Source organism: Alcaligenes sp. CHO6, from assembly GCF_037120595.1.
Lineage (GTDB): Bacteria > Pseudomonadota > Gammaproteobacteria > Burkholderiales > Burkholderiaceae_B > Alcaligenes > Alcaligenes ammonioxydans.
Genome location: NZ_JBANCI010000001.1, coordinates 596,747 through 619,761, shown reverse-complemented (window position 1 = coordinate 619,761; position 23,015 = coordinate 596,747). Strand labels below are relative to the sequence as shown.

The window sequence follows — 23,015 nt, the reverse complement described above, 5'->3', positions numbered from 1 at the left end:
CAGGCAAGAGCCTGATAATGAGCGTGTTCACAACCGGCTTGCTCCTGGACGTGCTGCGCTAGCGAACCCTAAATAAATGTAATCCCTGGCTCCGGGCTCAAGGCATAAGGTGGTTCACAATCCGCTACCCGCCACATTTGCTCGCGTACCAGTTTTAACCCCCTGGCCGGCCACAAACACAACACATAACCCAATATTTTACTTCACTTGCCGAGTATAAGCAGCATTCAACAAAGCAATACGGCGTGTCAATTCTTGATAACGCTGACGCTGTTCAGGCTCTTTCAGGCCTGTGGCCACCAAAGCCGATTGCTCTGCCTTGATCGCATCGAGTTCAATGCGATAGAGCGCATCACGCCATTCGCCTTGCGGGTCGGGCAATTCCTCTTCGCCCAACAGCTCGGTGGCCAGCGCTTCCAGCACGGGTGCCAGATCAGACTCGGGGTCCACCGCCTCCAGCAACGCACCTGCATGACGCGCCGAGCTGATATTGCTTAACGCAATCAACTCCTGCACAAGACGCAAATGGGGGCTTTGAGCCAAAATTTCAAGCTGTTGATCACCCAGTTCACCCACCAGAGTAGGATGTCCGATCAGCAAGCGCAGCAATCGCTTGGCCATCGGAGTCACCGCACGGCTACCGCCCAGCGGAGCGCGATCCGGGCGTGGGCGAGCATTTCTGTCCTTGCCTCGCGCTGGAGCAGGACGCTGCTGATAATCCGGCTGGGGTTGCCAGTCGGCATCATCGTGCCAGCCATCCATGGGCAGGCTATCAGCAAACGAACCGTCAAAACCATCCTCAAACGGTTCCATCCCGTCCGGTGCGGACTGCGCAGGTACAGGCGGCCGGGCCACCAGACCGTCCTGGGCTGCCGGTGCATCAAGCGCCGGTCGGCGCACCGGCTCTACCGTACTGAGACGCTGCGCCAGCTCGTCCGGGGTCAGCATCACCATGCGGGCGAACTCATGCTGAATCTGCACCTTCAAGGTGCTGTCAGCCAGCTCCAGCAACAAAGGCAAGGCTTCGTGGACGCAAGCAGCGCGGCCTTCTGCCTCGTCCATGCGATGATGGGCCGCCAGCTCATCCAGGAAAAAGCGCGATAAAGCGGCGGCTTGCTGGGCTTGTTCGCGAAACGCCTCCGCGCCAAATTCACGAACAAAGGAATCGGGGTCGTGATTATCCGCCAGAAACATGAATCGGATCGAGACATCATCACGAACCAGAGGCAGACAGGTAGTTAAGGCACGCCAGGCGGCCTTGCGTCCCGCACGGTCGCCGTCAAAACAAAACACCAGTCTGTCACTGGCGCGCATCAGCTTGGTGATGTGATGTTCCGTGGTTGCCGTACCCAAGGTCGCGACGGCATTGTGCAGGCCGTGCTGCGACAAGGCAACCACGTCCATATACCCTTCCACAATCAGAACAAAGCCTTCTTTGCGTATGCCCTGGCGCCCTTCCCACAGGCCATACAATTCGTGGCCTTTGGAGAACAGCGTGGTTTCCGGAGAATTAAGGTATTTAGGTTCGCCTTTTTCAATCAGACGGCCACCAAAGCCAATGATATGGCCCTTGGTGCTGCGAATCGGAAACATGATGCGCGAACGAAAGCGGTCATAGCGACGACCATCCTCGGACTCGATCACCAGACCGGACTCAACCAGTTGCTTGTCTTCGTACTGTGGAAACACAGCCGACAGCCCACGTCGCTCGGTACCGGTCCAGCCCAGGCCGAAACGGGCAGCCGTCTCCCCATCCAGGCCACGACGCTTCAGATAATCGATGGCAATGGGTGACTGTTTCAGTTGACGGAGGTAATGCCCCTGTGCCGTTTCAAGAATATGATGCTGGCGCGATAGTTCGTCTTTTCGACGGGCATCGGCCGCTCGTTGGCGCGGGGTACGATCTGCTTCGGGCACGGTCATCCCGACGGAGGCAGCCAAACTGCGTACCGCTTCAGGGAATGAAGCCCCTGTGTGTTCCATCAGGAACGAGATTGCCGATCCGTGAGCGCCGCAACCAAAGCAATGATAAAACTGCTTGGTCGGACTGACTGTAAATGAAGGGGATTTTTCGTTGTGAAAAGGGCATAGGCCAAGCAAGTTGGCCCCGCCTTTACGCAACTGCACGTACCGCCCGACGACATCTACGACATCGACACGGGCGAGCAGTTCCTGAACAAAAGATTCAGGGATCAATACAAGCGTGGGGGCAGTTGCTGGCTGCGGATGCGTTTGTAATGACGCTTCACGGCGGCAGCGTGCTTGCGCTTGCGCTCGGCCGTTGGCTTTTCGTAGAATTCGCGCGAACGCAGTTCGGTCAACAGACCGGTTTTTTCAATAGTGCGTTTGAAGCGGCGCAGAGCAACTTCAAAGGGTTCGTTTTCTTTCAGGCGAACAATGGACATGTAATCCCTGACCTTTGTAAAAAGAGTTAGCGTAACAGATAGCCCATTATGGTAGCACGATTGCAGGCATACACCAAGCAAGGCGCAAATGGGCTATCCACCAAGTATCTGAATGCCGGCGATCAAGCCTGGCCAGTACCCTTGCGAATCCAGGCGTCCAGCTGATGAGGGCGAATGCTATCGTAGTCCTCAAAAGGCTGATGAATCCAGGGATTTGTGGGCAACTTGGACACGTAATAGTCCGGGTCGACCTGGGCGTGGCCTTTCCACCACAAAACGGCGGTTTTCAACTCGGTGATCGCCGGAAATTGTGCACGCAAGTGATCGCGCACACGCATAAAAGTCTTGCCTGTATCGACCATATCATCGACCAGCAGCACATTGCCATCCAAGGTGCCACGAGTAATGGTGATGTATTGCGCAATATCCAGTTCGCCCTGCTCAGTGCCCGCCGCTTCACGATAGCTGCTGGTTGCCAGGATACCCAAAGGTACATCATAGATACGCGAAATAACGTCCCCCACCCTCATACCACCGCGGGCCAGGCAGACAATTTTGTCGAATTTCCAACCTGATTCGTGAATGATCAGGGCCAATTGCTCAATCAGACGATTGTATTGTTCCCAGGAGACCCATTCATCAGTATCGCTATTTGGGGGCAGACTCATATGTATTCCAGATTAAATGCACTTACTGCGCGTTGATACCTGCAAAACAAGAGTCTGGTAGGCCGCGCAGCGTCCAGAACGACAAAGCGGCCTTTTAGGCCGCTTTGTACGCACCGTACAACGGTGCAAGGCATTATAACGCGATAAATTGCTTATTTGGTAAACGGATCGCGCAATACGATGGTTTCGTTGCGATCTGGCCCCGTGGAAACCATATCGATCGGCACATCGCACAGCTCGGCAATGCGTTCCAGATAGCGACGTGCATTGATAGGCAGCTTGTCGTAATCGGTCACGCCTACGGTGGACTCGGTCCAGCCGGGCATTTCTTCCAGAACCGGCTCGGCTTCGGCCACTGCATGTGCGCCGTAGGGCAAGACGTCCAGGAACTCACCTTTGTAGCGGTAACCCACACCAATCTTGATCTGCTCCACGCCGTCCAGCACGTCCAGTTTGGTGATGCACAGACCGGAAATACCGTTGATCATTACCGAGCGTTTCATGGCGGCGGCATCAAACCAGCCGCAACGACGTGGACGACCGGTAACCGAACCAAACTCCTTGCCAACCGTTGCCAGACGCATGCCAGTGTCATCCAGCAATTCCGTCGGGAATGGGCCCGAACCCACGCGCGTGGTGTAGGACTTGGCAATACCCAGCACATAGCTCAGCTCCTGGGGGCCGACGCCCGAACCGGCAGAGGCCGCACCGGACAGGCAGTTGCTGCTGGTAACGAAGGGGTAAGTACCGTGGTCAATATCCAACAGTGCGCCTTGAGCGCCTTCAAACAACAGCTTCTGCCCGGCCTTCTTGGCCTGATACAGATTGTTGGAGACGTCCGCCACCATCGGAGCGAGCTGCTCGGCATGCTTCATGGCCTGATCACGCACCAGCTCAGCCGATACCGCTTCCGCGCCCAGATACTGAGTCAGCACAAAGTTGTGGTAATCCAGCGCTTCGGACAGTTTTTCGTCAAAAATCTCAGGATCATACAAATCCTGCACACGCAGAGCGCGACGGGCCACCTTGTCTTCATAGGCTGGGCCAATACCACGACCGGTTGTACCGATCTTGCCGTCACCCTTACGCTTTTCGCGCGCCTGATCCACAGCAATGTGATAGGGCAAAATCAGCGGGCAGGCAGGCGAGATCTGCAGGCGCGAACGCACATCCAGACCGGCTGCTTCCAGCTCGGCGATCTCGGTCAACAGGGCTTCGGGCGAGAGCACCACGCCATTGCCAATGTAGCAAGTGACGTGCCCGTGCATGATGCCCGAAGGAATCAAGCGCAAAATCGTCTTTTTGCCATTAATCCACAATGTATGGCCAGCGTTATGCCCACCCTGGAAACGAACCACGCCATGCGCGGACTCGGCCAGCCAGTCGACGATCTTGCCTTTGCCTTCGTCACCCCACTGGGTGCCAATCACCACAAGGTTTTTGCTCATGTCTAGTATCAGAATAAAGGAGGCCGGCACGGTGCCGGACCGATAACAATCACCAACGCCACAAGCCGTCTGGCTTACAGCGCCCTAACCTGCCACTGACCGTCCGACGAGAACAACTCGCGGTCGATCACGAACTCATCCAGACTCAGTTGCTGACCGGGCAGCATCTGAATCACAATTTCACCGCGTTGACGCAACTGCTTTACCGCCGCAATCAGGGCGGCATCGCTCCCCCAGGGAGCGCGTACGGCACGGGCCGCCTGGGCCGGCGCCAGCCCGGCCGAGAGTTTGCGTAAATCCAGGCTGAAGCCGGTTGCGGGACGGGCACGACCATACATGCGCCCAATACCGTCAAAGCGTCCGCCCTTAACCAAAGCGTCATGCCAACCTTCGGCATAGACCGAGAAAATCAAACCCGAATGGTAGGCATACCCACTGCCAATATCGGCCAGGTCCACCGTAATCTCGTGGTCGGGCAAAGCATCAATAAAGCTGCGCAGGCTGCCCAAGGCTTCCCGCACCTCGGGCTCATCGGGCAAGACACTGCGAGCGCGCTCCAGCACGGTGCCATCGCCATACAAGGAGGTCAAGGCCAGCAGATAGCGGGTCGTTTCAGGCAGACAGCCCGAATCCCGACCCAGGGCCCGCAAGCCAGAAACATCTTTGGCATTGAGCAGTTCACACACTTCCGCCACGCGGCTTTTCAAAATAGGATCGCGCTCGATCAGAAAGCGCCCCAGATCGGGGTAATTCAAGTCCAGGCGAGGATGATGAACCCCTGCCCGGCCCACACTTTCCAAGGCCAACTGCACCACTTCCAGGTCAGACTCAATACCGGCATGGCCAAAAATTTCCGCGCCAATCTGCAGCAACTCACGATCCGACAGCAAGCCCGCCGGACGCGCATGCAAGACCGAGCCGCAGTAGCAAAGCCGGGTCACGCCCTCGCGGTTGAGCAGGTGGGCATCGATGCGGGCCACCTGAGGCGTCATGTCGGCACGCACCCCCATGGTACGACCCGAGATTTGGTCGACGACTTTGCTGGTACGCAGATTCAGATCTGTGCCAGATACCGCTTGCAGGGATTCCAGATACTCCACCAAGGGCGGAGCGACCAGTTCGAACCCGTAAGTACGATACAAGTCTAGCAAATCGCGGCGCAGTTCCTCGATGCGACGCGCCTCTGCAGGCAAGATATCAGCCAGGCTCTCTGGCAACAACCAATTGGACATACTCGTGCCTCGGACTACTTATAAACGAAAGTTCCAGCCAAACAAAAAGCGACTTGGGGCCTGTAAGCCGCCTAAGTCGCATGCGAAGTGGTGTTAGTAACTTACACGCTAGTATAAACGATCAGGGCCGCGGGTGGAACACCCCGCGGCCCTGAGTTCTATAGCGCTGATCAGTTCGCAGGTGCTGCGGCTGACCCTTGCTTGCCCCAATACTTGAAGAAATCAGAATCGGGACTGATGACCAATGTATCGCTTTGCTGGCTGAAGGCACTGCGATAGGCTTCCAGACTGCGATAGAAGCGGTAGAACTCGGGGTTCTTGCCATACGTCTCGGAGTAAATGGCAGCTGCTTCACCATCACCTTGACCACGGACGGCCTGGGCCTTGGCGTAGGCATCGGCCAGCAGCTCTTCACGCTGACGGTCTGCCTCGGCACGAATACGCTCACCTTCCGCAGCACCGGTCGCACGCAGACGATTGGCTTCCTGGGTCCGTTCCGCTTCCATACGGCGGTACACAGATTCCGAAATCTCGGGAGCGAAATCAATACGACGCAAACGCACGTCCACCACTTCCACGCCCAAAGGACGTGCGCGGGCCTCAACAGACGTCAACACTTCGCGCATGATGGCATCACGCTCGGTGGAGACCACCTCTTTCACGGTACGCACGTTCACCGCAGCGTTCAGCGCATCACGAATCTGCGCCTGCAAGCGCTCGACCGCACCACGATCGGTTGCGCCAAAGGTCACGTAAAACAGACGCGGATCGGAAATACGCCATTTAACGTAAGAGTCGATCAGCAGGTTCTTCTTTTCAGAAGTCTGAATACGCTCGGGGTCCTTGGTTTCAATGGTCTGCAGACGCTTGTCCAGGAACACCACGTTTTCAAACGGCGGTGGCAACTTGAAATACAGGCCGGGGCTTGTAATGGTGGTGCGCACTTCACCCAAGGCAAAAACCAGGGCCGCATCGCGCTCACGCACGATAAAGACCGAAGACAGCAGCAGACCGACAATTACCGCCAGGGCCACCAGAGCAGGAAATAAACGTTGCATCAAGCTCTCCTAGCGTGCGTATGGGGAATAAGGACTGACCAAAGAGCCCAGCGAGGTATCCAGACTGGCTGGATTGGCGGGTGCTGGCGCCTTGGAAGCCGCGGCCGGGGCGGCCGGGCGGGAGGTCTGTCCTTGCGAAGCAGCCGACGCAACGGGAGCGGAAGGCTCCATATCAGTACGACTGCCCACCTGACGCACAATCTTGTCCAAAGGCAGATAGATCATGTTGTTATCGCTACGGGTATCAACCAATACCTTGCTGGTACGCTCCAGAATTTCCTGGATCGTGGACAGGTACAGACGATCGCGGGTCACACCCGGCGCCTTCACGTATTCAGCCTCAACACTGCCGAAACGAGCAGTATCACCCTTGGCATCGCCGATCACCCGAGCCTTGTAGCCCTCGGATTCCTGCATCATGCGTGCCACTTGACCAGCCGCTTCCGGCAGGACCTTGTTGGCATAAGCCTGACCTTCATTGATCTGACGCTCGCGGTCCTGACCAGCCTTGACGGCATCGTCAAAAGCGGCCTGAACCTGCTCGGGCGGCTGTACGTTCTGAATGGCAACCGTGCTGATCTGAATGCCGGTGCGGTAGCGATCCAGAATGGACTGGGCCAACTGCTGCACATCCGAGGCAATCTGCGTACGGCCGGAATACAGCACCGAGTCCATGGGCTGCTTGCCCACGACTTCACGCATGGCGGTTTCTGCCGCCTGACGCACCGACTCATCCGGGTTGTTGGTATTGAACAGATAATCGGGCGCGCCGTTGGGCAGCAGTCGATACTGAACCACGTACTGCATGTCGACGATGTTCTCGTCGGTCGTGAGCATCAGTGACTCGGGCAGGACTTTATTGCGGGAGCTGCCACGGTAGCCCACCTCAAAGGTGCGCAACTGGGAAATATTAACGATCTGGTAATCTTCGATCGGCGCGGGCCAGCGCCACTGCAAACCGGGATTCAAGGTTTTCGTATACGCGCCAAAACGCGTCACTACGGCCACCTGCCCTTCCTGCACGATGGTAAAGCCACTGGCCAACCACAAGCCAACTGCCACCACACCGCCGATGACGAACAGCTTGGGGGAACCCTTGGGAAGGGACGGGCCAGTGCCACTACCGGGCGGCGTGCCGCCGGGAGGGGAGCGACGTCCCTTTTTGCCAAATAAAGATCCCAGGCGACTGTTGAAGTCACGCCACACCTCGTCGAGGTCAGGCGGGCCATCTTGTTTCTCGGGGCGGCGAGGTGGCTCGGAACCGTTTTTGCCACTGTCTCGTCCCCAACCGGGATCATTGAGATTGAATATTTTATTGTTCAGACGCATTGTTTTCCGCGAAATGACCTGATTCGACGATTGCCGTACGCAACCCATCCAATCCGATGCGCTCTAAAGCGCTAACAAAGACTCGGGCAATAGTACCATGTTCGTCCCGCTCTACCCGTGGCTCGTAGCCGGCCTGGTCAATTTTGTTGTAGACCAGAATGCGCGGTATTTCATGGGCCCCGATGTCTTCCAGAACCTTATGAACTTCAGCGATTTGTTCATCGCGTTGCGGGTTGGCCGCATCAACCACATGCAGCAGCAAATCCGCGTGGACAGTCTCTTCCAGCGTGGCCCGGAAGGCCGCAATCAAGGTCGGTGGCAGATCACGGATGAAACCTACCGTATCCGAAATCACAACCTGCCCGGCCCCTTCAATCCAGATACGACGTGTGGTGGTATCGAGGGTGGCAAACAATTGATCCGCCGCGTACGCATCCGCCCGGGTCAAGGCATTGAACAGTGTGGATTTGCCTGTATTGGTATAGCCCACCAGCGACACTGACAAGGTGCCGCTACGGGTGCGGGCACGACGCTGCGTGCTGCGTTGACGCTGCACCTTGGCCAGACGCTCGCGCAAGGTACGAACCTTGTCGCCAATCATGCGACGGTCCATTTCCAGCTGCGATTCGCCCGGACCCCGCATCCCGATCCCGCCTTTCTGACGCTCCAGGTGAGTCCACATGCGCGTCAGCCGAGAAGTCAGATGCTGCAACTGGGCCAGCTCGACCTGCAATTTCCCTTCGTGACTTTGCGCCCGCAAGGCAAAAATATCCAGAATCAGGGCGACCCGGTCGACCACGCGCAACTCCAGCTTGCGCTCCAGGTTGCGCTGCTGGGCCGGACTGAGGGCATGATCGAACAAGACGACTTCGGCTCCCGTGGCCTTGGCCAGCGCGACGGCCTCTTCCAGCTTGCCGGTTCCGATGTAATAGGCCGGATCCGGACGGGAACGACGTACCACCAGCAGCTCAGCGATCTGGGCACCGGCACCTTCTGCCAACATCAAAAACTCTTCAGCATGGGCTTTGTAATCCAGCTCGCCCATGTCCACACTAATGACCAGTGCCTTCAACGCTTGCTCCAGAAACAAAGACCCGCCCGCGGGCTCCGCGAGACGGGTCTTTCAGAGTACAACGAACTGGGTGAGGACTTATTCAGCCTGCTCATCCGCAGCCAAAGTGACGGGGCGTGCAGGAACGACGGTAGAGATCGCGTGCTTATACACCATTTGAGTGACTGTATTGCGCAGCAGTACGACATACTGATCGAAGGACTCGATCTGACCTTGCAGCTTGATGCCGTTGACCAGGTAGATCGACACAGGGATATGCTCCTTGCGCAGCGCGTTCAAAAACGGGTCTTGTAGAATTTGCCCTTTATTGCTCATTGGTGAGGCTCCGGTTATGTTGTTTTTCCAGAAATGGAAGCGAATCCCACTACTTTACCGGGTTTTCCCTGAATCCGCACGTTCCAGACTGGAGTTTTTTATCTATAGGTGTATATCAGACGCTCTGCCCGAGAATCTGCCGCAAACTGTTGCACAGTCGGGCACATTGTTCGGGCGATCCTACCGTAATACGTAAATACTGCTCAATGCGTGGCTGACGGAAATAGCGAACCAGAATTCCATGCTCACGCAAGGCCTGCTGAATACCAGCAGCTGAATGCTTAGGGTGCGTAGCCATCAAAAAGTTCGCTTTGGAGGGCAAAACCTCAAAACCGAGCTGCTGCAGGTCGGCGCGCAACTGTTCACGGGCATCAATGACTGCCTGACACTGGCGTTGAAAATACGCCGTATCCTTCAGGGAAGCCACGGCACCCACTTGAGCGATGGTGTCCATGGGGTAGGAGTTGAAACTGTCTTTCACACGCTCCAGGGCTTGAATGATGTCCGCGCTGGCCAAGGCGTAACCCACGCGCAGACCGGCCAGCGCCCGCGACTTGGACATAGTCTGGATGACCACCAGATTGTCGTATTTTTCCAGCAGACCAACCGAGGACGTACCGCCAAAGTCCACATAAGCCTCATCCACCACTACCGTCGTGTCAGGGTTAGCGGAAAGAATCGCTTCAATGTCTTCCAGCGACAAAGGAATCCCGGTCGGCGCATTCGGGTTGGCAAAAATAATGCCAGCGGGCGGCAGGCTGCGCTTGCGCACATAATCCTGCACATTCAGCGTGAAATCCTCGCGCAGCGGCACGATGTCAGCCGGCACGCCAAAGTACGAACAATACGTGGTGTAAAAGCTGTAGGTGATGTCCGGCAACAGGACCGGACGCACGCCGCGCAGGAACAAGGCGCTAAACACATGGGCCAGCACTTCGTCCGAGCCGTTGCCAAGGAAAACGTTATTGGCGTTGACGCCGTGATTGTGAGCCACCGCGTCACGCAGTTCCTGGGCGCTGTAGGACGGGTAAAGACGCAAATTATCGGTCGCCGCCTGACGAATCGCTTCCAGCGCTTTGGGCGACGGACCGTAAGGATGCTCGTTTGTGTTCAGCTTCAAGAGGTTATCCAGCTTGACCTGCTCACCCGGAACATAGGGAGAAAGTCCAGCGACATGATCACTCCACAAACGGCTCATTACGCATCCTTCAAATAAGGGTTCTTAGATGATTTGAATTCGATTCGCAAAGGGGTGCCTTCCAGCTTGAAGGCCTCGCGAAAACGGCTTTCCAGATAGCGGCGATAACTGTCCGAAATTGCGTCCAGGGCGTTGCCGTGAATCACCACGATCGGAGGGTTCATGCCCCCTTGGTGAGCATACCGCAACTTGGGACGGAAAATGCCTTTACGCGGCGGCTGTTGCTGTTCCACCGCTTCTTGCATCACACGGGTGAGCTTGGGTGTAGACAATTTCGAGAAAGCGGCGGCATGGGCCTCATTAACCGATTTGAGCAAGGGATTGATGCCCTGCCCTTTCAACGCCGACAAGGTGTGCATCTTGGCAAAGTTCAAAAAGCGCAGCTTGCGATCGAACTCGCGCTTGATCCACTCGCGCTGATACTCGTCCAGCCCGTCCCACTTGTTGATGCCCACCACCAGCGCACGCCCGGTTTCCACAACGAAGCCGGCAATACTGGCGTCCTGGTCGGAAATTTCCGTATGTGCGTCAATCATCAGCAAGACTACGTTGCAGGCCTCAATTGCCTGCAAGGTCTTGATCACTGAAAACTTTTCCACCGCCTCGAACACCTTGCCGCGCTTGCGCAGTCCGGCCGTGTCGATCAGGGTGTACTCCACCCCGTTGCGTTCGAACTCGATTTCGATGGCATCGCGAGTCGTTCCGGGCTGGTCAAAGGCAATCACACGCTCTTCACCGACCAGGGTATTGATCAGGGTGGATTTGCCCACATTGGGTCGGCCCACAATCGCCAGTTTGATACGGTGCTGGAATTGCTCGTCGTCCTGCCCATCCTGATCAGGCTCAGGACTGGGTACCTGCTCCAGGGCCAGATTGATCAGCTCTTCCACCCCGTCGCCGTGAGAGGCCGAAATCAGGTAAGGCTGGCCCAGGCCCAGCTCGTGAAACTCGACACCGCCAGCCTCATAGCGCATGCCCTCGGCCTTATTGACAGCCAGCAGCACTTTCTGACCCAGCTTGCGCAGTAACTGCGCAATTTCCAGGTCCAGCGCATTGACGCCCTCGCGGGCATCGACCAGGAAGACAACGACGTCGGCTTCGGCAATGGCTTGCTGGGTCTGGCGAGCCATCTCCAGCAGCATGCCGGTTTTAGCCACCGGCTCGAAACCGCCCGTATCGACCACGATATAGGGACGGCTGCCAACCCGGCCTTCGCCGTAATGACGGTCGCGAGTCAGGCCAGGGAAGTTGGCCACCAGCGCCGCGCGCGAACGCGTCAGGCGATTGAACAAAGTGGACTTGCCAACGTTGGCTCGACCGACCAAAGCCACAACGGGCTTAAAAGAAACGCTTTTCAATTGATTCCAACCAAGACCAAATTACCATTGCCCGTCTGGACCAGAACCCCACGCGGGGTTCCGACCAAAGGCGACACAATGGCACCACCGCCGACACTGACCCGGCCCAGCAAGGTGCCGTCCAGTCGCGATAGAAAGTGAACATAGCCTTCCTTGTCACCGGCGGCAAGCGCCTGGGGCAAGACGGCCAAAGGAGCCAGACCACGGTTTCGCAATGCCTTTTGCGTCCAGATGGTTTGCCCGTCTGTCAGGGCAAACGCGTCAATCTGATCGCGGCTATTGGCGGCATACAACATCTGATTGTCCGCTGCGATACCGGTACCGGCCGAAAATTCCCTGTCCCACACCAGGCGACCGCCCTGGGACACGTCAAAGCACGCCACCCGACCCTGATAGGTTGCGCCACACAACAAAGGATCGACCACTTGCGGAGCGCCCACAACGTCGTTAATGCGTTCCAGGTCGGTGGCGCCGCGGGACACGGAAATGCTGCCCTCCCAGACCAGACGACCTTGAGCCGCGTCAATCGCCATCAAGCGACCATTGGGCATGCCGGCCAACAACAGGCCATCAATAATGCGCATTTGCATGCTGGTCTTCAACGACAGTGCCGGCCCTGGACGCTGCAGACTCCAGCGCAGATCGCCTGTGCTGGCATCAAAGGCTTGCAAACGATAATCGCTGGTACGCACCACCACCACGCCGGCCCCGACGGCAGGCGGCACATTCACAGCACTGCTGCTACGGCTGCGCCACAATTCCTTGCCCGAGTCGTCAAATGCAATGACATTACCGTCTACCGAGGCAACTGCCGTCACCACTCCATCCGAGCCAGCACCGGCGGTCAACTTCTTGCCCGCATTGGTCGACCATTGCACACGCCCCGTGTCCAGATCCACTTTACTGACCTGACCGGAGACGGTCGCCGCGTAAACCGAGGAGCCGGCCACCTGTGGCGCAAAGCCCGAATCCGCACCGCTGCCAATCGAGGTGCTCCAGCTGATCTTGGCCGCCACACCCGGGGTGTACTCTGTCAGGGGAGCCGGCTCAAAGCGCGGGTCCTTGCTGGAGAACATGGAGCAGCCAGCCAATGCGGTCAGACTGAGTGCCAAGGCACTGAGACGCAAGGCACGCATGGCAGAAGACGAGGATTTACGAATAGTAGGAAGAGACATGAATTAAGCTCCTGCCAGGGCATCAAGTTTGATCTGTACCAACTGCGAAATGGGGTCTTGCTTGAGCAGCTCGACAGCCTGTTTCCAAGCCTCGCGTGCTGCTTCATTCTGTCCCTGAGCGGCCAAAATATCGCCTTTTCGATCCGCAAACAGACCGGCAAAGCTGACAGGAGGATTGTTCAGCTGAGCCAGGGCCTCGTCATACTCTTTCTGCTCCAGCAAGATACCGGCCAAACGCAGACGGGCCAAAGGCGTCAGAGCGGGGTCGTGGTTGGTCTTGACCATCCACTCCAGCTGCTCACGAGCTGGTGTCAGATTGCCTCGCTGCTGCAAAGCATGGGCAGCCAGCAACACACCTCGAGAGGTGTAGCCGGACTTGGGGAAATCGTTACGCAAGGTCGTGCTAGCGGCCAGAATGCGCGTCTCGGCCTCTTCACCGGTCTGGGTCGTGGCGCTTTCCAGGGCCTCGAAATAGCCCATGGCCTGCCCGGCCTGATGGCCTTGATACCACTGCCAGCCACGCCAGCCTGCTACGGCAGCCAACGCGGCAAACGCCAGCACAATGCACAAGGTGCCCCAGCGGTCCCACCATGCCCGCATGGCATCCAGTTTTTCCTGTTCTTCAAGATCGTAGGCCATGCTCAAATCCTTGCTGACAAAACACTGGCGAGTTCAGAGAAATCAACAGACTGTTGCTGCTGGGCGCCATCCGCAGCACGCAACCATTTCACACTGGCCTGTTCTTTTTGAAGTTCGTCCTCACCCAATATCACGGCGGCCTGTGCACCACTGGCATCGGCCCGCTTGAACTGGGACTTAAAGCCGCTGGAGCCGGCGTGAACAATCACCTGCAGGCCGGCATCACGCAGCTGCTCGGCCAAAAGCGAGGCCTTGCGCTGGGCAGCCTCACCTTGGTGAACCATGTAAACCTGGCACTCAGGGGCCTGCTCCTGCTCACCCTCTTGGGAGCACAAATCCAATAAACGCTCCATGCCAATCGCGAAACCGACGGCGGGCGCAGGCTTGCCGCCCATCAGCTCGATCAGACCGTCGTAGCGTCCCCCGCCGCACACCGTGCCTTGCGCACCCAAGCGATCGGTTACCCACTCGAACACCGTCAGATTGTAGTAATCCAGACCCCGCACCAGACGCGGGTTCAAGGTGTAGCCAATACCGGCATCATCCAGGCGGTCACACACACCCTTGAAGTGGGCGCGGGACTCCTCGCCCAGAAAGTCGAACAGACGCGGAGCCGCATTAGCCATATCCTGCATGGCCGGATTTTTGGTGTCCAAGACCCGCAAGGGATTGGTGTACATGCGCCGCTGGGCTTCCTCGTCCAGCACGTCCTTGTGAGCTTCCAGGTGTTCGATCAGGGCGGCGCGGTGAGCGGCACGCTCTTCAGCCTGCCCCAGGGAGTTGAGCTCCAGACGAATGTCGGTAAGCCCCAGCTTCTTCCACAAACGGGCCAGCATGACGATCAATTCGGCATCCACGTCTGGACCAGGCAAACCAAGCGCTTCCACGTCGATCTGGTGGAACTGACGATAGCGACCACGCTGCGGGCGCTCATGGCGAAACACGGGGCCCATGGCGTAAACGCGATGGGGCCGGTCATACAGAAGGTTGTGCTCAATCGAGGCACGCACCATGCCAGCCGTAAACTCAGGACGCATGGTGAGCTTGTCGCCATTGAGCGAGTCGGTAAAGGAATACATTTCCTTTTCGACAATATCGGTCACTTCGCCAATGCCACGGGCAAACAACTGGGTATGTTCCAGCACGGGAGTACGCATATTGCGATAGCCGTAACTGGCCAGCCATTCCCGCACCAGAGCCTCCAGGGCCTCCCACTGTGCGCTTTCACCCGGTAGGGTGTCTTTCATGCCCGTCAGGGCGCGGAGCTTTTGAAACTGCTGCGTCATAATTCTAATGGTTTGCTCGCCATAGACTGACAAGCGTGTTGATCAAACCGTTGGCGCCCTGCCGTAGCGTCGCTCAACGTAATTCTGGACAATGGTCTGAAATTCTTGAGCGATAGTATCACCCTTCAGGGTCACCACCCGCTCACCATCCACATAGACCGGCGCCGAGGGCACTTCCCCGGTTCCCGGCAAACTGATGCCTATGTCCGCGTGCCGGCTCTCGCCCGGACCGTTGACCACACAGCCCATGACCGCGACGTTCATGGTTTCCACGCCGGGGTACTGATCCTTCCAGACAGGCATCTGGTCACGCAAATAACGTTGAATATCGTTGGCCAGTTCCTGGAACACCGTACTGCTGGTGCGACCACAACCCGGGCAGGCCACGACCATAGGCGTGAAGGCGCGCAAGCCCATGGTCTGCAGAATTTCCTGAGCCACCACCACCTCACGGGCACGATCACCGCCCGGCTCAGGCGTCAGGGAAATACGAATGGTGTCACCAATGCCTTGCTGCAACAGCACGGCCAGGGCCGCGGTCGAAGCCACAATTCCCTTGCTGCCCATCCCGGCTTCAGTCAAGCCCAAATGCAGCGCGTAATCGCAGCGTGCCGACAAATCCTGGTAGACCGTAATCAGGTCCTGTACATGGCTGACCTTGCAAGACAGTACGATCCGGTTACCCGACAAGCCCAGCTCCTCAGCACGCTGGGCGTTGCTGATGGCAGAGATGACCAGGGCATCACGCATGACCGCCTGGGCGGTCCAGGGCTGAGCGCGCTGATTGTTCTCATCCATCATGCGGGCCATCAGCTCATGATCCAGGCTGCCCCAGTTCACGCCAATGCGCACGGCCTTGTCATACCGGCAGGCAATATCAATCATCTTGGCGAAATTATCATCCCGGCGCTTGCCGCCGCCCATATTGCCCGGATTGATTCGGTACTTGGACAGGGCCTGGGCACACTCGGGATAATCCGCCAGCAATTTGTGGCCGTTGTAGTGAAAGTCGCCGACCAGGGGGACATTCACCCCCATGCGATCCAACTGTTCACGAATGGCGGGCACCTCACGGGCTGCCTCGGGGGTATTGACGGTGATACGCACCATCTCGGAGCCCGCTCGGGCCAACTCCTTCACCTGAATCGCCGTCGCAATCGCATCGACCGTATCGGTGTTGGTCATGGACTGGACCACAACCGGTGCCGAGCCCCCCAGTTTAACGACATGATTACCCCAGCGCACATCCACGGTACGCGTCACCCGTTTGGGCTGGGCGCCAACCGGCAGAGGCTGGCAAGCAGAGGAAGTTTCGGGACCCTGCGTCATTTCTTCAAGTCCTTGAGCCAATCAAATACCAGCCATTCCTGGGGAACCCAGCCCCGGTCAATGGCATAAAAGCCCGCTACCAACAACAACACAACAATAATCAGAATCCAGACCCAGCCAAAACCGCCGCGCGAATCGGCATACAGACTCAAGTCGGCTTTGCCCAGTCCTGAACCGGAGGGACTGCGCGGCACGGGCTTGGGTGCCGCCGTGTCACTGACCTGGGCTTCCAGCATGACCAACACCGCCGACACGTCAGCCTGCAGAAAACGCGCATAGTTGCGCACCATCCCCCGCAACGGCTGGCCACCGGGGAGCTGATCCCACTCCTGGGCCTCCAGAGCCTCAAGCTGACGCACGGAAAACTTCAAACGGGTGGAAGCTTCGTTAAGCGTACAGGATCGCGCCAGACGCAACTCCCGCAGTGTAGGGCCTACCCCTGAGCCCGCATCCGGAGCCGATTGATGGAAGGAGTCCAGAGTCTCGCTCATGCACGTTCCTGTTTGATTTGAATGACCGCCCGATCAGGCAATCGCTGTTCGATGCGGGTGCGATCTCGTATATCGCCCGCCAACTGCCCACACGCGGCGGCGATATCATCGCCGCGGGTCTTGCGCACAGTCGTTACCACCCCACCATCCATCAGCCTCTGGGCAAACTGCTTGACGCGCGCTGCCGAAGAACGTTTCAGACCGGACTGCGGAAAAGGGTTGAATGGGATCAAGTTAAATTTACAGCGCACAATACGCGCAATATCCAACAATTCCTGCGCATGCTGATCCGTATCATTGATACCGTCCAGCATGATGTATTCAAACGTGATGAAGTCACGCGGGGCATGCTCCAGATACCGGTTACAGGCATCGAGCAGCTCAGCCAGCGGATACTTCTTGTTCAACGGCACCAGCCGATCGCGCAGCGCGTCATTGGGCGCATGCAGGGACACCGCCAGGGCAACCGGGCAATCCTGAGCCAGACGGTCCATCATCGGCACTACGCCGGATGTGGAAACCGTGACGCGGCGGCGAGACAGACCGTAGGCGTTATCATCGAGCATCAGGCGCAAGGCACCGAGCACCTGATCGTAATTGAGCAAAGGCTCCCCCATGCCCATCATGACCACATTGCTGATCACCCGGGTACTGGTTTGCGCGGCATCGCCAATACGAGCGGTTTCCGGCGCACTGAGCAAAGCCCGACGGGCATACCACAGCTGACCAATGATCTCCGCAGTGGTCAGATTACGATTAAAGCCCTGATATCCGGTCGAACAGAACGGGCAGGCAACGGTACAACCTGCCTGACTGGAAATACAAAGCGTGCCCCGATCGTCCTCGGGAATGAAAACCGCCTCAACCGCGTTGTTGCTACCGACATCAAACAGCCACTTGCGGGTGCCGTCGGCAGAAATATGTTCGTGCGACATGCTGGGCGCGGTGACAAGGCAATGAGCCGTCAATTGCTCGCGGAACTCGCGCGCCAGGTCGGTCATCTGCCCAAAGTCGTCCTGTTGCCGCTGGTGTATCCAGCGCTGCAATTGGCGCGCTCGGAAAGGCTTGCCACCCCATTGGGCGACCAGTTCAACAAGTTGCTCCGGGCCCAGGCCCAGAAGATTGATAGGTTCGAGCGATGACATAAAAAAATAATACCTTCACGCCGTCTGGCATTTATCTTGTTGCACAAGCGCAAACAAGTCTCTTTTCTGAGAGGTGCCCGGCGCACCACCGTTGCGGCGGGCCGGGCAATTCCTGATCAGAGTGCCGCCAGTACTGCGCGGTTCAGCCTATTAACGGCTGTAAACGTTGCACTCTGGGAAGAAGAAAGCGATTTCAACCGCAGCGGTTTCCGGCGCGTCGGAACCATGCACGGCATTGGCGTCAATGCTTTCAGCGAAATCAGCGCGAATGGTGCCGGGCTCAGCTTTCTTGGGGTCGGTGGCACCCATCAGCTCACGGTTCTTGGCAATGGCGCCTTCGCCTTCCAGAACCTGCACGAACACAGGACCGGAAACCATGAAGTCAACCAGATCCTTGAAGAAAGGACGCTCGGCGTGGACGCCGTAAAAACGCTCGGCTTCGCCACGGGACAAGTGAACCAGGCGACCAGCGATCACTTTCAGGCCAGCGCCTTCAAAGCGGGAAATAATCTGACCGATCACGTTTTTAGCAACAGCGTCGGGCTTGATAATGGACAGAGTGCGTTCAATAGCCATGTGAAAATCCAAATAAGAACAATATAGTGTAGTCTTTGCTGCGTAAAGCAAAATGCAGATCCGACGGTTCGCGCTAAATTTTTTAATGAAAACAAGCACTTTCATCAGATTTACGGCAACCCGGCATTTTACCACGCCAAAGACGCACGGCCACATCTTAAAATAGTGCATCTTACATTCGTTTTTTACCCAGGATTAGTTCCGCCTTCTGCGGCACCTACCGTGCCATACGAGGGGGACAGACCGCATCACCATGACCAACTCATCCGCAACGACCTCCGACGAGCAGCTATCCAAGAGCTTTGAACCCCAGGAAATCGAAACGCGCTGGTACGCGCGCTGGGAACAAGCCGACCTTTTCAAGGGTGGCCAACACGTCCAGCCCTTGGGCGATCATCAGTCAGAACCTTTTGTGATTCAGTCCCCGCCGCCGAACGTCACCGGGACGCTGCACATGGGTCACGCTTTTAACCAGACCATCATGGATGGCCTGACGCGCTACCACCGCATGAAAGGCGACGATACGGTCTACATTCCTGGTACCGATCACGCCGGGATTGCCACCCAGATCATTGTGGAGCGCCAGCTTGATGCCCAAAACATCAGCCGCCACGACCTGGGCCGCGAGAAATTCCTGGAAAAAGTCTGGGAATGGAAGGAAAAGTCCGGCAATACCATTACTGGCCAGTTTCGTCGCCTGGGTGCTTCCTGCGACTGGAGCCGCGAATACTTCACCATGGATGACAAACTGTCCCGTGGCGTGCTGGAGACCTTCGTGCGCTTGTACGAACAGGGGCTGATTTACCGGGGCAAGCGCCTGGTGAACTGGGACCCCGTGCTGGGTACCGCCGTATCCGACCTGGAAGTGGTGAGCGAGGAAGAGGACGGCCACCTGTGGGAAATCCGTTATCCGCTGACTACCCCCCAGGGGGAATTGACCCATCTGACGGTGGCCACCACCCGCCCTGAAACGATGCTGGGCGACGTCGCCCTGATGGTCCACCCTGAGGACGAGCGCTATATCGGCCTGATCGGCCAAACCGTTACCCTGCCTCTGGTTGGCCGCTCCATCCCGATCATTGCGGACGACTACGTGGACCCGGCCTTTGGTACCGGCGTGGTGAAGGTAACTCCTGCCCACGACTTCAATGACTACGCCGTTGGCCAGCGCCACGGCCTGGAAATGATCAGCATCCTGACTCTGGATGCCCACATTGCGGATACTGCCCCCGAAGCCTATCAAGGCCTGGAGCGCTTTGCCGCGCGCAAGCAAATCGTGGCCGATCTGGAAGCCCAGGGACTGCTGCAGGCCGTCAAGCCTCACAAACTAATGGTGCCGCGGGGCGACCGCACCAATACGGTCATCGAACCCATGCTGACCGACCAGTGGTTTGTAGCCATGAGCAAGCCCGCTCCGGAAGACTCGCTGCACCCCGGCAAAAGCATCACCCAGGTTGCCCTGGACGTGGTGGCCGATGGCCGTGTGCGCTTCTACCCTGACAACTGGTCCAACACCTACAACCAGTGGCTGAACAATATTCAGGACTGGTGCATTTCCCGTCAGCTGTGGTGGGGTCACCAGATTCCCGCCTGGTACGCCGAAGACGGCAGCCTGTTTGTCGCCCGCTCCGAAGAGGACGCTCTGGAACAAGCCCGCGCCGCTGGCGTGACAGGCCCCTTGCGCCGCGACGAAGATGTACTGGACACCTGGTTCTCCTCTGCCCTGGTGCCCTTTACCGACCTGGGCTGGCCCGAAGAAACGCCTGACCTGGCGCGCTACCTACCCTCCAGCGTGCTGGTAACCGGTTTCGACATTATTTTCTTCTGGGTGGCCCGCATGGTCATGATGAGCATGCACCTGACCGGCCGCGTTCCTTTCAAGACCGTCTACGTGCATGGGCTGGTCTGCGACATGGAAGGCAAGAAAATGAGCAAATCCAAGGGCAATACCATTGACCCGGTGGATTTGATCGACGGCATAGATCTGGAAAGCCTCCTGCACAAGCGCACCTTTGGCCTGATGAACCCCAAGCAGGCGCAAAGCATTAGCAAGCGCACCAAGAAAGACTATCCCGATGGCATCCCCGCCTTCGGTACGGACGCGTTGCGCTTTACCATGGCCGCCTATGCCACGCTGGGCCGCAACATCAACTTCGACATGAAGCGCTGCGAAGGTTACCGCAACTTCTGCAACAAGCTGTGGAATGCCACCCGCTTTGTGCTGATGAACACCGAAGGCCATGAGCTCCACACGGATGCTCCAGCCGAATTGAGCTTTGCCGATCGCTGGATCATCAGCTTGCTGCAAGGCCTCGAGCAGGACGCCGAACGCGGATTTGCCGACTACCGTTTCGACAACATCGCCAACGCCATCTACCACTTTGTGTGGGACGAGTACTGTGACTGGTACCTGGAGCTGGCCAAGACTCAGATTCAAAATGGCACACCCGAACAGCAGTTGGGCACCCGTCGCACCCTGATCCGCGTGCTGGAAGTGGTGCTACGCGTTGCGCACCCCATCATCCCTTTCATCACGGAAGAGCTGTGGCAGAAAGTCTCGGTGGTGGCTGGCAAGCGCGCTGCCGATGAAACCACCAGCATTTCGGTTCAGCCTTACCCGATTGCCAACCCTGCCGCCATTGATGAACAGGCACAGGCACAGGTCGCAGAGCTGAAAGCCCAGGTCGACGCCATTCGCGCCCTGCGAGGCGAAATGAACATCTCGCCCGCCCAGCGTGTACCGCTGATTGCACAAGGTGACGCCGCCACCCTGAAAGCCAATAGCCCTTACCTGGCTGCCTTGGGCAAACTGGAAAGCGTGGAAATTGTGGACCAGTTGCCCACAGACGCAGGCGCACCCGTACAAGTGATTGGCACCACTCAGCTCATGCTGCATGTAGAGATCGACGTGGAAGCGGAGCGTATCCGTCTTTCCAAGGAAATCGAGCGCCTCCAAGGGGAGATCAACAAGGCCGAAGCCAAACTGGGCAACGCCAGCTTTGTGGAGCGCGCCCCTGCCGCTGTGGTCGAACAGGAGCGCCAGCGCGTGGCTCAGTTCGGTGAAACGCTAGCCAAGGTGAAGCAGCAGTTTGATCGTCTGGGCTGATACCGCGACGTAAACCCAGGCAACAGGCAACGGCCCTGCACTCGTGCAGGGCCTTTTTATTGCCATCAAGGGCTTAGCCTACAGATCACTTACGAGGGCAGCGCGCCGATTCAGCACCACGAGCGGAGCGTTCTTGCCTCTTAAAAAGCCGGCAGCCTCTCTTGCCTGCGCTACACCGCCATCACAACACGTCCGTCACCGAGCATAGCGATCCACCCTGACACAAGGGGCCCAGCCCGTGGCAAGGAGCCGCTCTCGCAAATCACAGATGACACAAAGCCTGCTCCGAGGGGCAGAGCGTCAAAAAAGTCGTTGGGCATAGCGACGTGGGCGAGCCTGCCGGCAAGCCCAGCCCCGCTTGTTCGACCTGCTGATAGCTCAGCAAGCGCAAGCTGGTTCAATCAGGCTGTTGTGCCGCCAAAGAAGCCAAAAACCGTTCATCCGCCTTGCTAAGTTCGCCACGCTGGCGAGCCAGCTCAATCAGCTCAGGACGGCGCGTCACGGTCAAACGCAGGGATTGCTCTCGTCGCCAAGCCTGGATACGACCATGGTGACCAGACATCAACACCTCAGGCACCGCTTGGCCGCGGTAAACCTCGGGGCGTGTGTAATGTGGACTATCCAGCAAACCGCTGTTGCCCGCATGAAAGGAATCCTGGCGCGCCGAATCAGCGTCGTTCAGCACTCCCGGCAAGAGGCGGACCACGCTATCGATGATTGCCAGGGAAGCAATCTCGCCGCCTGACAACACAAAGTCCCCCAAAGACAGCTCCTGGGTAACCCGTGCATCAATAAAACGTTGATCGATACCCTCATAGCGACCACAAACCAGAACTGCGCCGGGACCTTGAGCCAGTTCCTGCGCCACAGCCTGATCAAAGCGTCGCCCTGTAGGACTCAGCAAGATAACTTCCGGACTATCGCCACGATCAGCCAAAGCCTGATCCAGCGCATCATTCAAGGGATCAGCCAGCATGACCATGCCCGGGCCGCCGCCATAAGGGCGATCGTCCACGGTACGATGCACGTCCGTGGTGTAGTCACGCGGATTCCAGGTCCGCATCTGCCAGATGCCCTGCTTGTGTGCGCGGCCGGTGACACCAGCCTCGCTGACCACATCAAACATGTCCGGGAACAGGGTCAGGGCATCAAATCGCATGAGGGCTCGGCAAGAGAAAAAGTGGC

General features: G+C 57.7%; 20 protein-coding genes. 1 reads left to right on the top strand and 19 read right to left on the bottom strand.

Annotation, left to right across the window (positions count from 1 at the left end):
• Window positions 1–198: 198 nt before the first annotated feature.
• From dnaG to ndk, 18 genes are all read right to left on the bottom strand, one after another.
• Window positions 199–2,196 carry a DNA primase gene (gene dnaG, locus V6936_RS02830; RefSeq protein ID WP_003799346.1) on the bottom strand — a complete coding sequence of 666 codons (1,998 nt, stop codon included), beginning with the start codon at window positions 2,194–2,196 and terminating at the stop codon, window positions 199–201.
• Complete coding sequence (gene rpsU, locus V6936_RS02825) at window positions 2,193–2,405, bottom strand: 30S ribosomal protein S21 (RefSeq protein ID WP_003799344.1); 213 nt, start codon at window positions 2,403–2,405, stop codon at window positions 2,193–2,195. Before rpsU ends, dnaG begins: the two co-directional genes overlap by 4 nt.
• A 122-nt stretch (window positions 2,406–2,527) precedes the next feature.
• On the bottom strand, window positions 2,528–3,073 hold the full coding sequence (locus tag V6936_RS02820) for a phosphoribosyltransferase (RefSeq protein ID WP_003799341.1): 546 nt from the start codon (window positions 3,071–3,073) through the stop codon (window positions 2,528–2,530).
• Window positions 3,074–3,225: 152 nt separating this feature from the next.
• A complete protein-coding gene (locus V6936_RS02815; protein WP_003799340.1) occupies window positions 3,226–4,521 on the bottom strand; it encodes an adenylosuccinate synthase in 1,296 nt (431 codons plus the stop codon).
• Between the two features lie 74 nt (window positions 4,522–4,595).
• On the bottom strand, window positions 4,596–5,753 hold the full coding sequence (locus tag V6936_RS02810) for an ATP phosphoribosyltransferase regulatory subunit (protein ID WP_059318850.1): 1,158 nt from the start codon (window positions 5,751–5,753) through the stop codon (window positions 4,596–4,598).
• Between the two features lie 170 nt (window positions 5,754–5,923).
• Entirely contained in the window at window positions 5,924–6,811 is an 888-nt protein-coding gene (gene hflC / locus V6936_RS02805) for a protease modulator HflC (protein WP_003799336.1), read from the bottom strand.
• Window positions 6,812–6,820: 9 nt separating this feature from the next.
• Window positions 6,821–8,140, bottom strand: coding sequence for an FtsH protease activity modulator HflK (hflK, locus tag V6936_RS02800; protein WP_003799334.1), 1,320 nt, complete (start codon window positions 8,138–8,140; stop codon window positions 6,821–6,823).
• On the bottom strand, window positions 8,124–9,212 hold the full coding sequence (hflX, locus tag V6936_RS02795; RefSeq protein ID WP_039942895.1) for a GTPase HflX: 1,089 nt from the start codon (window positions 9,210–9,212) through the stop codon (window positions 8,124–8,126). The genes hflK and hflX overlap by 17 nt, the downstream gene beginning before the upstream one ends.
• 78 nt (window positions 9,213–9,290) lie before the next feature.
• Complete coding sequence (hfq, locus tag V6936_RS02790; protein ID WP_003799329.1) at window positions 9,291–9,527, bottom strand: RNA chaperone Hfq; 237 nt, start codon at window positions 9,525–9,527, stop codon at window positions 9,291–9,293.
• A gap of 115 nt (window positions 9,528–9,642) precedes the next feature.
• A complete protein-coding gene (gene hisC / locus V6936_RS02785) occupies window positions 9,643–10,725 on the bottom strand; it encodes a histidinol-phosphate transaminase (RefSeq protein ID WP_059318849.1) in 1,083 nt (360 codons plus the stop codon).
• Window positions 10,725–12,083 carry a ribosome biogenesis GTPase Der gene (gene der, locus V6936_RS02780; RefSeq protein WP_003799325.1) on the bottom strand — a complete coding sequence of 453 codons (1,359 nt, stop codon included), beginning with the start codon at window positions 12,081–12,083 and terminating at the stop codon, window positions 10,725–10,727. Before der ends, hisC begins: the two co-directional genes overlap by 1 nt.
• A complete protein-coding gene (gene bamB, locus V6936_RS02775) occupies window positions 12,080–13,258 on the bottom strand; it encodes an outer membrane protein assembly factor BamB (RefSeq protein ID WP_442892562.1) in 1,179 nt (392 codons plus the stop codon). Before bamB ends, der begins: the two co-directional genes overlap by 4 nt.
• A 3-nt stretch (window positions 13,259–13,261) precedes the next feature.
• Window positions 13,262–13,897 (bottom strand): YfgM family protein, encoded by a 636-nt coding sequence (locus V6936_RS02770; protein WP_059318848.1) that lies wholly within the window; start codon window positions 13,895–13,897, stop codon window positions 13,262–13,264.
• 2 nt (window positions 13,898–13,899) lie between these two features.
• Entirely contained in the window at window positions 13,900–15,183 is a 1,284-nt protein-coding gene (gene hisS / locus V6936_RS02765) for a histidine--tRNA ligase (protein ID WP_003799315.1), read from the bottom strand.
• Between the two features lie 42 nt (window positions 15,184–15,225).
• Window positions 15,226–16,512: a flavodoxin-dependent (E)-4-hydroxy-3-methylbut-2-enyl-diphosphate synthase gene (gene ispG / locus V6936_RS02760; protein ID WP_039942894.1), complete on the bottom strand. Its 1,287-nt coding sequence runs from the start codon at window positions 16,510–16,512 to the stop codon at window positions 15,226–15,228.
• Entirely contained in the window at window positions 16,509–17,003 is a 495-nt protein-coding gene (locus V6936_RS02755) for a helix-turn-helix domain-containing protein (RefSeq protein WP_003799311.1), read from the bottom strand. Before V6936_RS02755 ends, ispG begins: the two co-directional genes overlap by 4 nt.
• Entirely contained in the window at window positions 17,000–18,148 is a 1,149-nt protein-coding gene (gene rlmN, locus V6936_RS02750; RefSeq protein ID WP_003799309.1) for a 23S rRNA (adenine(2503)-C(2))-methyltransferase RlmN, read from the bottom strand. The genes V6936_RS02755 and rlmN overlap by 4 nt, the downstream gene beginning before the upstream one ends.
• Before the next feature lie 150 nt (window positions 18,149–18,298).
• On the bottom strand, window positions 18,299–18,724 hold the full coding sequence (gene ndk / locus V6936_RS02745; RefSeq protein WP_003799306.1) for a nucleoside-diphosphate kinase: 426 nt from the start codon (window positions 18,722–18,724) through the stop codon (window positions 18,299–18,301).
• 253 nt (window positions 18,725–18,977) lie between these two features.
• Here ndk and V6936_RS02740 point away from each other — a divergent pair, with 253 nt between their 5' ends.
• A complete protein-coding gene (locus V6936_RS02740; protein ID WP_003799304.1) occupies window positions 18,978–21,830 on the top strand; it encodes a valine--tRNA ligase in 2,853 nt (950 codons plus the stop codon).
• Window positions 21,831–22,227: 397 nt separating this feature from the next.
• Here V6936_RS02740 and trmD read toward each other — a convergent pair whose 3' ends face one another.
• Window positions 22,228–22,989: a tRNA (guanosine(37)-N1)-methyltransferase TrmD gene (trmD, locus tag V6936_RS02735; RefSeq protein ID WP_003799302.1), complete on the bottom strand. Its 762-nt coding sequence runs from the start codon at window positions 22,987–22,989 to the stop codon at window positions 22,228–22,230.
• Between the last annotated feature and the right edge of the window lie 26 nt (window positions 22,990–23,015).